The sequence below is a fragment of the Streptococcus sp. HMSC065C01 genome (assembly GCF_001813525.1).
GTDB classification, from domain to species: domain Bacteria; phylum Bacillota; class Bacilli; order Lactobacillales; family Streptococcaceae; genus Streptococcus; species Streptococcus parasanguinis_V.
In genome coordinates this window covers 308,383-321,724 of sequence record NZ_KV812859.1, presented here as the reverse complement: position 1 = coordinate 321,724, position 13,342 = coordinate 308,383, and the positions used below count along the sequence as shown (strand labels likewise).

The 13,342-nt window shown below is 45.2% G+C and carries 10 protein-coding genes and 1 riboswitch; of the genes, 7 read left to right on the top strand and 3 right to left on the bottom strand.

What is annotated here, in order from left to right; all coding sequences use genetic code 11:
* Positions 1-10: 10 nt before the first annotated feature.
* From HMPREF2918_RS10040 to HMPREF2918_RS10030, 3 genes are all read left to right on the top strand, one after another.
* On the top strand, positions 11-2,350 hold the full coding sequence (locus HMPREF2918_RS10040; RefSeq protein ID WP_070595517.1) for an endonuclease MutS2: 2,340 nt from the start codon (positions 11-13) through the stop codon (positions 2,348-2,350).
* A 159-nt stretch (positions 2,351-2,509) separates the two neighbouring features.
* Positions 2,510-3,928, top strand: coding sequence for a C69 family dipeptidase (locus tag HMPREF2918_RS10035; protein WP_049486530.1), 1,419 nt, complete (start codon positions 2,510-2,512; stop codon positions 3,926-3,928).
* 129 nt (positions 3,929-4,057) lie between these two features.
* Positions 4,058-4,152: riboswitch (glycine riboswitch) on the top strand.
* A 101-nt stretch (positions 4,153-4,253) separates the two neighbouring features.
* Positions 4,254-5,585 carry an alanine/glycine:cation symporter family protein gene (locus HMPREF2918_RS10030; RefSeq protein WP_070595515.1) on the top strand — a complete coding sequence of 444 codons (1,332 nt, stop codon included), beginning with the start codon at positions 4,254-4,256 and terminating at the stop codon, positions 5,583-5,585.
* 53 nt (positions 5,586-5,638) lie between these two features.
* Here HMPREF2918_RS10030 and sstT read toward each other — a convergent pair whose 3' ends face one another.
* Positions 5,639-6,856, bottom strand: a complete 1,218-nt coding sequence (gene sstT / locus HMPREF2918_RS10025; RefSeq protein ID WP_070595513.1) for a serine/threonine transporter SstT — start codon at positions 6,854-6,856, stop codon at positions 5,639-5,641.
* 137 nt (positions 6,857-6,993) lie between these two features.
* Between sstT and HMPREF2918_RS10020 the strand changes: the two genes are divergently transcribed.
* Positions 6,994-7,842 (top strand): mechanosensitive ion channel family protein, encoded by an 849-nt coding sequence (locus HMPREF2918_RS10020; protein WP_070595511.1) that lies wholly within the window; start codon positions 6,994-6,996, stop codon positions 7,840-7,842.
* A gap of 435 nt (positions 7,843-8,277) precedes the next feature.
* On the opposite strand, the gene HMPREF2918_RS10015 is transcribed toward HMPREF2918_RS10020, so the two are convergent.
* Both HMPREF2918_RS10015 and gdhA read right to left on the bottom strand, forming a co-directional pair.
* Complete coding sequence (locus HMPREF2918_RS10015; RefSeq protein ID WP_049490820.1) at positions 8,278-8,595, bottom strand: hypothetical protein; 318 nt, start codon at positions 8,593-8,595, stop codon at positions 8,278-8,280.
* A 280-nt stretch (positions 8,596-8,875) separates the two neighbouring features.
* Entirely contained in the window at positions 8,876-10,222 is a 1,347-nt protein-coding gene (gdhA, locus tag HMPREF2918_RS10010; RefSeq protein ID WP_049490821.1) for an NADP-specific glutamate dehydrogenase, read from the bottom strand.
* Between the two features lie 299 nt (positions 10,223-10,521).
* On the opposite strand from gdhA, the gene HMPREF2918_RS10005 reads away from it, so the two are divergent.
* The 3 genes from HMPREF2918_RS10005 to msrB all read left to right on the top strand — a co-directional run bounded on the left by HMPREF2918_RS10005 (position 10,522) and on the right by msrB (position 13,301).
* A complete protein-coding gene (locus HMPREF2918_RS10005) occupies positions 10,522-11,457 on the top strand; it encodes a dihydroorotate oxidase (RefSeq protein WP_049474144.1) in 936 nt (311 codons plus the stop codon).
* Between the two features lie 277 nt (positions 11,458-11,734).
* Positions 11,735-12,091 (top strand): helicase BlpT, encoded by a 357-nt coding sequence (locus tag HMPREF2918_RS10000; protein ID WP_070595509.1) that lies wholly within the window; start codon positions 11,735-11,737, stop codon positions 12,089-12,091.
* Between the two features lie 274 nt (positions 12,092-12,365).
* The gene (gene msrB, locus HMPREF2918_RS09995; protein WP_070595507.1) at positions 12,366-13,301 is read left to right on the top strand and encodes a peptide-methionine (R)-S-oxide reductase MsrB; all 936 of its coding nucleotides are present in this window, start codon (positions 12,366-12,368) and stop codon (positions 13,299-13,301) included.
* Positions 13,302-13,342 lie beyond the last annotated feature (41 nt).

Sequence of the window (13,342 nt, the reverse complement as noted above, 5' to 3'; positions counted from 1 at the left end):
TAGGAGAAATATGAATAAAAAAATCTTAGATATTCTGGAGTTTGACAAGGTCAAGCAACTCTTTGAACCCTATCTACAGACAGAACAAGGGGAGATGGAGCTATCAGCCCTTACTCCAACTGATAAAAAAGAAAGCATCGAAACGGCCTTTATGGAGCTAGAAGATATGGAGCAGATCCTCTTGGAAGAGCCTCGCTTTGCCGTATCGACCATTCAAGATGTCCGTCCAGTGGCCAAGCGTTTGGAGATGGAGGCATCCCTCAATATCGATGAATTACTAGCGCTAAAAGCTGTTCTTCGGGTGACACATGAGCTCAAGGATTTCTACGACAACTTGGAAAATGTCCGTCTGGAAAGGCTCAATCGCCTCTTTGACAACTTGGTGGATTTACCTCGCCTACAAGGTGGGCTTCAAGCTATCAACGAAGGTGGCTTTGTCGAGTCTTTTGCCAGTGAAAAATTGGCCAAAATTCGTCGTCGAATCCAGGAAAATGAACACCAGGTCAGAGAGATTCTACAAGATCTGCTGAAAAGCAAGGCCGATATGTTGGCGGATGCTGTGATTGCTAGTCGGAATGGCCGCAATGTTCTACCAGTAAAAAACACCTATCGCAACCGGATTGCAGGGGTGGTCCACGATATCTCAGCCAGTGGGAATACCGTTTATATCGAGCCTCGAGCAGTCGTCAATCTCAATGAAGAAATCGCCAACCATCGAGCCGATGAACGCTATGAAATCATTCAGATTCTGGAGGAATTGTCTGACACCCTGCGCCCTCATGCAGCAGAGATTGCAAATAATGCTTGGATTATCGGTCACTTAGACTTGATCAAGGCCAAGTATCGCTTTATGCGCGATTATAAGGCAGTGGTACCAGAGGTTAGTAACAATCGCTCTATTCAGCTCTTGCAATTACGTCATCCCTTGATTGAAAATGCCGTCGCGAATGACCTGCATTTTACCGAGGACTTGACAGAAATTGTGATTACCGGTCCCAATACAGGGGGGAAAACCATCATGCTAAAAACGCTGGGACTAGCGCAAATTATGGCCCAGTCTGGTCTTCCCATCCTAGCGGATCCAGGTAGTCGTGTGGGGATCTTCTCACAGGTCTTTGCAGATATTGGAGATGAACAATCGATCGAGCAGAGCTTGTCGACCTTCTCCAGTCATATGACCAATATCGTATCTATCTTAAATCAAGTGGATACCGCCTCCTTGATCCTTCTGGATGAGTTGGGGGCTGGAACTGATCCTCAAGAGGGGGCTGGCCTTGCTATTGCCATCCTAGAAGACCTGCGATTACGCGGGATTAAGACCATGGCGACGACCCACTATCCAGAGCTCAAGGCTTATGGAATTGAGACTGCAGGAGTGCAAAATGCCAGTATGGAGTTTGATACAGCGAGTCTGCGTCCGACCTATCGCTTCATGCAAGGGGTTCCTGGTCGCTCCAATGCCTTTGAAATTGCCCGCCGTTTGGGCTTGTCTGAGACCATTATCCAGGATGCCATGAAGATGACCAATACGGATAACGATGTCAATCAGATTATTGAAAAATTGGAGGCGCAGACCTTAGAAAGTCGCAAGCGCTTGGATACCATTCAAGAGGTCGAGCAAGAAAATCTCAAATTCAATCGCGCTCTTCGAAAGCTCTATAACGAATTGACCAGAGAGAGAGAAACAGAGCTCAATAAGGCAAGAGAAGAGGCCAAGGAAATTGTGGACATGGCCCTCTCAGAGAGTGACCGTATCCTTCAAGGGCTTCACGCTAAATCCCAGTTAAAACCACATGAGATCATTGAGGCCAAGGCTCAGTTGAAAAAACTCGCTCCTGAAACCGTCGACCTTTCTAAAAATAAAGTCTTGAAAAAAGCCAAAAAGGCGCGTGCTCCTAAGGTAGGTGATGAAATCTTGGTTATCAGCTATGGCCAACGCGGAACCCTAGTCAAGCAACTCAAAGATGGTCGCTGGGAGGCACAAGTTGGCTTGATCAAGATGACCTTGGAAGAAAAAGAATTCAACCTCATCAAGGCTGAAAAAGAAGCGGCTCAACCTAAGAAACGTCAGGTGAATGTCGTCAAACGTTCGAACACGAGCGGACCGAGAGCGCGTCTGGACCTCCGTGGAAAACGCTATGAAGAGGCCATGCAAGAGCTAGATGGCTTTATCGATCAGGCCCTGCTCAACAACATGGCCCAAGTCGATATCATCCACGGGATCGGAACGGGAGTTATCCGTGAAGGGGTGACCAAGTACCTCCGCCGCAACAAACACGTCAAAAGTTTTGAATATGCCCCCCAAAATGCAGGTGGAAGCGGCGCGACCATTGTCACGTTTAAAGGATAATCGAAACCTAGCTGTTTATCAGCTAGGTTTTTTAAAATTTTATAAAATGAAAATATTTGAAAGTTGTTGAAAAGGATTCGCTTTTAAATCTGATTTTCAGTAGGTCCTCCCTTTTAAAAGTGCTATAATAGAGGCAATGAATGATTTGGGAGGATACGCATGCGTAAACGTGAAAGTGCTGATTCGTGTACAACGATTCTAGTCGGAAAAAATGCTAGCTATGATGGTTCGACCATTGTAGCACGAACAGAGGATTCTCAAAATGGCGTTTTTACGCCCAAGAAATTGATCGTGGTCAAACCGGAAGAGCAACCGCGTCATTACAAGTCAGTATTATCAACTTTTGAAATCGACTTGCCAGATAATCCAGTTCGCTATACATCGGTTCCAGATGCGATTCCTAAGGACGGGATCTGGGGAGAAGCTGGGATCAATATCTATAATGTAGCTATGAGTGAGACAGAGACCATTACGACCAATAGCCGTGTGCTAGGGGCAGATCCTCTTGTAGAGAGTGGCATAGGTGAGGAAGACATGCTGACCTTGGTCTTGCCTTATGTTAAGACCGCCCGCGAAGGGGTCTTGCGCCTCGGAAAGATTTTAGAAGAGTATGGAACCTATGAGTCTAACGGGATTGCGATTTCAGATGTGAATGAAATCTGGTGGTTGGAGACCATCGGAGGTCACCACTGGATGGCGCGCCGTGTCCCTGATGATGCCTATGTGACCAACCCGAACCAACTGGGAAGTGATTATTTTGAATTTGGCAATCCAGATGAGTTTCTCTGTGACCCGGATCTTGAACGTTTTGTCACAGAGCACCATTTGATTCTGGATCAAGAAGGGAAAGGTTTTAATCCACGCTATGCCTTTGGTAGCCAAAAAGACAAGGACCGCCACTACAATACACCGCGGGCTTGGGCCATCCAGCGTTTCCTCAATCCTGAAATTGAGCAGGATCCACGGAGCTTCGAGATTCCTTGGTGTCAAAAACCTTATCGCAAGGTGACGATTGAAGATGTCAAATATGTTTTGAGCAACCACTACCAAGACACTATCTACGATCCTTATGGACCTGAAGGAGATCACGTGAGTCAACGGACCTTCCGGACGATCGGGATCAACCGGACCAGCCAGACAGCGATTCTGCAATTGCGTCCCAATAAACCACAAGAAACGACAGGTATCCAATGGATTTCTTATGGCTCCATGCCTTACAATACAGCCGTTCCTTTCTTTACCCAAGTGGATACAACACCAGACTACTTTGCCAATACGACAGCTAAGGTAACAACGGATTCCTTCTACTGGGCCAACCGGATTATTGCAGGACTAGCAGATCCTCACTATGCTCACCATGTTGGTGATTTGGACGATTACCAAGAAACGACAATGGCCTGGGGTCATGCGCGCATCAATAAAGTTGATCGTGCACTTGCAGCAGGTGAAACCGTTGATTTTGAGGCGGAAAACCAAGCTATGAGTGATCAAATCCAGGAAGCGACAGATCAACTCTTGGACAAGATTTTGCTCGATGCTAGCAACCTCATGACCAATCACTTCTCCCTGAGTGATTAAAAAGAGTAAATTTTCAGATGGTTTGCAAGATGTTTTCAGAAACGATTGACAAACTTTTGAAAATCAATTAAAATAGAGAAAATTACATACGACCGAATGAAGTTTGCAGGAGCGCGAGTGACTGTGAATGGACGGAACTCTGGAGAGACCATAAATGGCACCGAAGGGGCAAGGTAGAGGATGCATCTACTCAAACTCTCAGGTAAAAGGACAGAGCGAAAGATAGGGAAAGCCTCTGTTTTAAGCAGGACCAGAGTACATGTTTGACATGTGCTCTTTCTTTTTCTCTTTGCTGTCGAGCGGTCGATGAAAAAGGAGACAGAAAATGGATCATGTATTGCAGTTTTTTCAGCAGCTCGATAATCTAGTGTGGGGCGCCCCGCTGTTGGTGCTCTTGGTAGGAACAGGGATCTACCTGACCCTTCGCTTGGGTTTGCTTCAGATACGCTACCTTCCAAAAGCTTTTCGCCTGATCTTTACAGAAGATGAGGGACACGGGGATATCTCGAGTTTCGGAGCCCTTGCGACAGCTCTAGCGGCTACTGTAGGGACGGGGAATATTGTAGGGGTGGCTACAGCGATTCAGACAGGTGGCCCAGGTGCCCTCTTTTGGATGTGGATGGCAGCCTTCTTTGGAATGGCGACCAAGTATGCAGAAGGGCTCTTAGCCATTCGTTATCGGACCAAGGATGACAACGGTCATATCTCGGGTGGTCCCATGTACTACATTCTTCACGGGATGGGAGAGAAGTGGCGACCATTAGCTATTTTCTTTGCGGTTGCAGGATTTTTGGTGGCCCTCTTTGGGATCGGAACCATGACCCAGGTTAATTCCATTACGGGATCCCTTCAAGCTAGTTTTGGAACAGCTCCAGAAGTGGCTAGTGTAGTGATTGCGCTAGTGGTTTCGACCATCATCTTTGGAGGGATTCACTGGATTTCCAAAGTCTCTGAAAAAGTGGTTCCTTTTATGGCTGCTGCCTATATCTTTGCGACTATCACGATTATTGTCTTGCATCTGGACCAATTGCTTCCAGCCTTAAAAGCAGTCTTTTCTGGTGCTTTTACAGGAACTGCAGCCATGGGAGGTTTTGCAGGAGCAACGGTCAAAATGGCTATCCAAAAAGGGGTGGCGCGTGGAGTTTTATCTAATGAATCGGGTCTCGGATCTGCACCCATTGCAGCCGCCGCAGCGAAGAGCAATGAGCCCGTCGAGCAGGGCTTGATCTCGATGACAGGAACCTTTATTGATACCATTATCATCTGTAGTTTGACAGGACTTTCGCTCCTGGTTTCAGGTGAGTGGATGGCTAAGGGCAGCACTAGTACCCTGACTCAGGATACGTTTACAGGCGTCTTTGGCCCAGTCGGAGGTATCATTCTGACGCTATGCTTGGTGCTTTTTGCGACCACGACTATTCTTGGATGGTCTTATTACGGAGAGCGGTGTTTTGAATTCCTATTTGGTGTCAAACATATCAACCTCTATCGGACCTTCTTTGTTTTTATGGTTGGACTAGGAGGCTTCCTTAAGCTGGATCTGGTCTGGGTGATTGCGGATATTGTGAATGGGCTGATGGCTTTGCCCAACCTGATCGCCCTTTTAGCTCTCTCCCCTGTCATCATCAAAGAAAGCAAACAATACTTTAAGAAATAAGAAAACCCAGATCGCAAGGTCTGGGTTTTCTTGTCTATTTGAGATAGGATCATTTAATAGCGTTTTTCTTTTGGCCAGCTACTCATTTCGGCGATGGCGGTGAAGAGCACATCTGTCGAAGAGTTGAGGGCTGTTTCGCAAGAGTCTTGGATGACCCCGATGATAAAGCCGACGCTGACGACTTGCATGGCCAAATCATTGGTGATACCAAAAAGGCTACAAGCAACAGGGATGAGAAGGAGAGATCCTCCCGCAACTCCAGATGCTCCACAAGCAGAGATAGCCGCTACGACACTCAGGATGAGCGCCGTTCCAAAGTCAACCTGAATGTGCAAGGTATTGGCAGCAGCTAGCGTCAAAATATTGATCGTCACGGCTGCGCCTGCCATGTTTATAGTTGAACCAAGTGGAATGGAGACAGAATAGGTGTCTGGATTCAGCCCCAATTCTTCACAGAGACGCATATTGACAGGGATGTTGGCTGCAGAGCTTCGAGTGAAGAAGGCTGTTACTCCACTGACACGGAGGCATTTAAAAACAAGGGGATAAGGGTTCTTTCGGATCATGAAAAAGACGATCAATGGATTGATGACCAGGGCTACAAAAGCCATGGTACCAACCAAAACAAGTAAGAGAATCCCGTAGTTGCTAAGGGCACTGAGTCCTTGGCCAGCGATGGTCGTGAAGACCAAGCCTAAGATCCCAAATGGAGCTAGGTTGATAATCCACTCAACGATTTTTGAAGTGATGTCTGCTAGAGTTTGGAGGAGGTCTTTACTATGTTCACTCGCCTCTCTCATGGCGATCCCAAAGACAGTAGCCCAAGAAAGGATTCCAATGTAGTTGGCTTGCTGCAAGGCGTTGACCGGGTTGTCGACGATCTTGAGCAAGAGGTTACTAATCACTTCGCCAATCCCGTTTGGAGAGGATCCTTCAGCGGCCTTTCCAGTCAGGGTAATGGTGATCGGGAAGATGTAATTGACCAAAACAGCAACGAAGGCAGCAGCAAAGGTTCCTAGGAGATAGAGGACGATGACTTTTTTCATATTAGTCTCTGTCCCTTTTTGGTGTTGGGAGAGGGCATTTGCGACGAGTGCAAAGACCAAAAGAGGTGCGATCGCACGGAGCCCCCCAACAAAGAACTCTCCTAAGAGTCCAATGCCAGTTGCTTTCGGAAAGAGAAGTGCTAGGATGACTCCAAGTACAATCCCGATTGCGATCCTTTTCATAAGGTTGGTTTTATTCCAAGTGGTAATCAATCGATGAATCATGTAAGACCTCCTTAAAAAATAATTAAGGAATATTATACGATAGTGAGGGGGGAAAAGCAATGAGATTTTTAAAAAATAGCCTTATTTCCGAATATTTGATATAATCATACTATTCTTTGGTAGAAAGGCCCGAATAAATGAGTCAAGCTTTCCAACGTTATTTCAGTAAAATAGACTGGACGAAGATTTTTGATGATCTGATATCAAAATGTATCTCTCTGATTTTTGTCTTTCTCTTATTTTTTATCGCTAAAAAGGTCATCCATAGCCTGGTCAAGCGGATATTAACCCCTTCCTTTAAGTATACGGTGCAGGATGAAGCCCGTAAAAAAACGATTCTCCGTTTGGTTGAGAGCCTCTTAAACTATTGTTTGTATTTCATCTTGATCTACTGGATTTTGTCGATTCTGGGTCTTCCAGTCTCTAGTCTTTTGGCTGGTGCTGGGATTGCTGGGGTGGCGATTGGGATGGGAGCCCAGGGTTTTCTTTCCGATTTGGTCAATGGTTTCTTCATCCTTTTAGAACGCCAGTTGGACGTGGGAGACAATGTTCGTCTCACGAATGGGTCTATTAATATTGCCGGCATCGTCAGCAGTGTCGGGATTCGCACGACCCAGGTGCGGGACTTTGATGGGACTCTCCACTTTGTTCCGAATCGCAATATCACTGTCGTCAGCAATCTCTCACGTGGTGATATGCGCGTGCTGGTGGATATTCCGCTAGATGCGAATACCGATCTCGATAAGATCTATCAGGTGATTGCTCAGGTCAACCAGTCTCAACAAGACAAACACCCAGAAGTGTTGACAGGTCCTACGATTTTAGGCCCACAGATTGAAAAAAATGGTCGTTATTCCTTCCGCATTGCTATGACTGCGCAAAATGGAACCCAGACGACTGTCTATCATACCTACTATAAACTCTACCATGATGCCTTGATGGAAGCAGGGATTAGCCTACCGACAGGAAAGAACGGGATCATGTAATAAGAAAAGCTCAGAAATTAGAATGTAGACAAGCTCCTCTTAGAAACTTTCCTTAGGTGAGAACGGACGTCAGCGAACTTCGATGAAGTTCCATGACTTAGTTTTGAGCCTAAGGTCTCAAAACTCCCGAGTGCCTGAAACAATTGTGTTTCAGGCACTTTTCTCACAGCGGAAAGTTTAAGTAGACGATTGATAATTCTATCGAATAAATTAATTTATGAACCAATTTTTATATTTTTTAACACAAAAAAGAGGCTGGGACAAAAGTCCTAGCCTCTCAATTATTTTTGGATTGTCGAGCAAGACGCAGTGGTTGAGTGGGCTCTACTACGCTGATTTCATCAGCTTTTACAGCCCTACTCAACTGTGCGGAGGTGGGACGACGAAATCGAATTCTAACGAATTACCGATTTCTGTCCCACTCTCTTTTTTGGTCTATTTTAAGTGGCAGTATTTGAAATCCAGCTTTTTAATTTGGTCCCAATTTTTTCGAGCCTCTGGTGGTAAGACGATGAGTTGCTTGCGCAGCATAGTCGTGATTTCAAGATTTAAGGATTCGATGGGGAGGGCAATGGCTACGGAACTTTTTGCCCTTTGGATCTTATCCATGCAATATTCAATATGATGGCAAGCTGCACCGGTCTGTGATTGACGGCTAGCTGCGATTTCTTGTCGCATATTGGAGAGTAATTGGACCAATTCAGACTTAAGGAATTCGATCGTATCTGATTTTTCTTGAGCTAAAAGAAACATAAGCACACCTCCTTTTGCTATAGTTTAATACTAATTTATTTAAAATGCAAGGGGGTAAAGTAAAAAAAATAAAATTTTTTTAGAAAAAGATACAGAAAAAGAGAGGGCTCAAATCTTCTCACTACAGAAGGTCGAGATCTTTGTCTTTAAAAAGGACTCTTATCATTTAGGGTCAGTTACCCTCACAGAGATCAGAGACTACAAAAGAACTCCTGAAACACACTGGTTTCAGGAGTTGAGAGGCTTAGACCCGGAGGTCTCAAAGAAAAATATCGATTGATTAAACAAGACCTTGTGCAATCATCGCGTTTGCGACATTTTCAAAGGCAGCGATGTTAGCACCTGCAAGGTAATCTTTACCAAGACCGTAAGTTTCTGCAGTTGTTTTAGCAGTGTTGAAGATGTTGGTCATGATGTCTTTCAAACGTCCGTCCACTTCTTCGCGTGTCCATGAAAGACGTTGGCTGTTTTGGCTCATTTCAAGAGCAGATACAGCAACCCCACCAGCATTGGCTGCTTTAGCAGGTCCGTAAAGGATACCATTTTCTTTGTATACGTTGATGGCATCGATGTTACTTGGCATGTTTGCTCCTTCAGAGACAACTTTTACACCTTGAGCGACCAAACGTTTTGCAGCATCGCCATCGATTTCATTTTGAGTTGCACATGGAAGAGCGATGTCATAGTTACCAGCATAAGTCCATACAGAACCTTCGTAGTATTTAGCAGTTGGTTTTTCTGCAGCGTATTCAGTCAAACGTGCACGACGTTTTTCTTTGACGTCTGTAAGAAGGTCGAAGTCAATACCGTTTTCGTCGATCACGTAACCGTTTGAGTCAGATACAGAGATAACAGTTGCACCAAGTTCAGTTGCTTTTTGAAGAGCGTATTGAGCAACGTTACCAGAACCTGAGATCACGACTTTCTTACCAGCAAAGCTATCACCGTTTGCTTTGAGCATTTCTTCAGTGTAGTAAACCAAACCATAACCAGTTGCTTCTGGACGGATCAAGCTACCACCAAAACCAAGAGGTTTACCAGTCAAGACACCAGCATCGAATTGGCGAAGGCGTTTGTATTGACCGTAAAGGTATCCGATTTCACGTCCACCAACCCCGATATCACCAGCTGGGACATCAAGAGAAGGACCGATGTGCTTTTGCAATTCAGTCATGAAGCTTTGACAGAAACGCATCACTTCAGCGTCAGTTTTTCCTTTAGGATCGAAGTCAGATCCACCTTTACCTCCACCGATAGGAAGGCCAGTCAAGACGTTTTTGAAGATTTGTTCGAATCCGAGGAATTTCAAGATCCCTTGGTTAACAGTTGGGTGGAAACGAAGACCACCTTTGTAAGGACCTACAGCAGAGTTGAATTGAACACGGTAACCACGGTTTACTTGGATATTTCCTTCACGGTCAACCCAAGGAACACGGAAAGAAATTACGCGTTCAGGTTCTGTAATACGAGCCAAGATGTTTTCTTCAATGTATTCAGGATGTTTTTCAAAAACAGGTTCCAAAGTGCTGAGGAACTCTTCAACAGCTTGAAGGAATTCAGCTTCGTGGCCGTTACGAGCTTTTACAGTTTCGAAAGTGCTTTGGATATATTCTTTAGCAGTTGTCATGTTAATTCTCCTTTGTGAATGAAACGAAAACCAGCAAACCCGCTAGGGGAGTGGCTTTGAGACAGTTGACAAACAATGTCATGTTTTATTACATGGATCATTATAGCAGACTTTTTTTGGCTTGTAAAGAAAAAAGTTGAATTTTCTGAAAATTTTATCGCGACTAGGAAAGTCCGAATATTTGGAAGAATTTTTAGCTTTGATTGTCCGGAAGCTTCCAAGTGATGGTATAATGAAAGAAGAAAATAGAGAGCATCCCGAACGATTCTGTTGGTGGTGTTTCAAAAAAGGAGTACAAGATGGTATCGACAAAAACGCAAATTGCTGGTTTTGAATTTGACAACTGCCTGATGAATGCGGCAGGTGTAGCCTGTATGACCACTGAGGAATTAGAAGAAGTGAAGAACTCAGCTGCGGGGACCTTTGTGACCAAGACAGCGACCTTAGAATTCCGTGCTGGTAATCCAGAGCCACGCTACCAAGATGTGCCGCTTGGTTCGATCAATTCAATGGGGCTACCTAACCAAGGGTTGGACTATTATTTGAATTACTTATTGGAGTTGCAAGAAACGGATCCAGACCGGACCTTCTTCTTATCTCTCGTCGGCATGTCTCCTGAAGAAACTCATACCATCTTGAAAAAGGTGCAAGATAGTGACTTTAAAGGCTTGACAGAGTTGAACCTATCTTGTCCCAATGTCCCTGGGAAACCTCAGATCGCCTATGATTTTGATACGACAGATCGGATCTTGTCTGAGGTCTTTGCCTATTTCACCAAACCTCTAGGCATCAAGTTGCCACCTTATTTTGATATCGTTCATTTTGATCAAGCAGCAGCGATCTTTAACAAATACCCGCTCAAGTTTGTCAATTGCGTCAATTCGATCGGAAATGGCCTCTACATCGAGGATGAATCCGTGGTGATTCGTCCTAAGAACGGATTTGGTGGGATTGGTGGAGAATACATCAAACCAACGGCTCTCGCCAATGTCCATGCCTTTTACCAACGTCTGAATCCAGAAATTCAGATTGTGGGGACAGGAGGTGTCTTGACCGGTCGCGATGCCTTTGAACATATCCTTTGTGGGGCTAGTATGGTGCAAATCGGCACGACGCTTCATAAAGAAGGAGTAGGAGCATTTGAACGCATCACTGCGGAGCTCAAAGCCATCATGGAAGAAAAAGGCTACCAAAGCCTGGAAGACTTCCGTGGGAAATTGCACTACATTGACTAATCTTTCGAAAAGAACTTCCTCAAGTGGAAACTTGGGGAAGTTTTTTAGAGAGTGGGACAGAAATTGGTCATTCGTTAGAATTCGATTTCGTCGTCCCACCTCCGCACAGTTGAGTAGGGCTGTAAAAGCTGATGAAACCAGTGTAGTAGAGCTCGCTCAACCACTGCGTCTTGCTCGACAATCCAAAAATAATTGAGAGGCTAGGACTTTTGACCCAACCTCATTCTGTTCCTAGTTTTAGGAATTTTCCATTTTTATAGAGAGAAAAAGGTGTACAATGGAGGTGAAAAGGAAGGTGATTTCTATGGAAGAAAGGGATGTGATTCAAGAGGCAAGAACGACGATCACCCTTCTTCAAACAGCCTTTTCTAAGGGATTCACCCCTAGTTCAGATACCCTTCGATTTCGAGAAAATCTAGATCAGATGTTGAAAGGTTTACGAAAGGCTAGGCGGGTAGACAATCGTCTGTTGATTAAGTTGGAAAAGTTTTATCAGACCGCCAGTCTATTGATTGGTCTGGGCGGGCTAGCATTGAACGAAGAGGCCTTTCAAGCTTGGCGAGCTTATGATCACTGGCATTACGAGGTTGTGAAACCTCAGTTACAGGTCTACGGACCGACGGTGGTGTTGTAGTTGATACTAACCTGGTGCTTGTCCACAGATATTCAGAGGAGGTGTTGGTCATGGTAGTCCTTCATGATTTTCTACATCAGTTAACCCTATCGTTTTGGAATTTTTATTACTCGCTCTTTTTCTTATTTGAAAAATAAGAAGGATTGAATCCCTTTTACATATAGTAGAAGGGATTTTTGATGCAGAATCCTTGAAAATCTGAGGCTCTTGGATTATGATGGAGCTAATAGTAAGAAGCGTTCCTTGTAGGGAATGCAGGAAGCGAGGAAAAAAGATGGCAGAGATTTATTTAGCAGGTGGCTGTTTTTGGGGCTTAGAGGAATATTTTTCACGGATCCCTGGTGTAGAACAGACGACGGTGGGCTATGCCAATGGCCAGGTAGAAACGACCAACTACCAACTGATCAAGGAAACGGATCACGCAGAGACTGTACAAGTCATCTACGATCCAGATAAAATCACCCTACGGGCGATTCTGCTCTACTATTTCCGGGTGATCGATCCCTTGTCCGTTAACAAGCAGGGAAATGATCGAGGCCGCCAATATCGGACCGGTGTCTATTATACAGACGAAGCAGACCGTGAAGTGATTGCCCAAGTGTTTTCGGAAGAAGAGAAGCAACTGGGCCACAAAATCGCGGTTGAGTTGGAACCCTTGCGCCACTATATCTTGGCTGAGGACTACCACCAAGACTACCTCAAGAAGAATCCTGGAGGCTATTGCCATATCGATGTGACAGATGCAGCCCAACCCTTGATTGATCCGTCAGCCTATCAGAAGCCAGATCAAGAAACCCTAAAAGCGAAACTGACAGCAGAGCAGTACCAAGTCACCCAAGAAAGCGCGACGGAACGTCCGTTCCACAATGCCTATGATCAGACCTTTGAAGAGGGGATCTATGTGGATATTACGACGGGGGAGCCACTCTTTTTTGCCAAGGATAAGTTTGCGTCTGGCTGTGGATGGCCAAGTTTCTCCCGTCCCATTGCCAAAGATGTCGTCCACTATTACCAGGATCATAGCCACGGGATGGAGCGGATCGAAGTTCGTTCCCGCTCAGGCAATGCCCACCTCGGCCATGTCTTCACCGATGGACCAAAAGACCAAGGTGGCCTACGCTATTGTATCAATTCGGCCTCTCTGCGCTTTATTCCAAAAGAAGAGATGGAGCAAGAAGGATATGGTTATTTGTTAAAAGCTTTGAGATAATAGAAAAAGCATCTTAGAAACTTTCCTTAGGTGAGTACGGA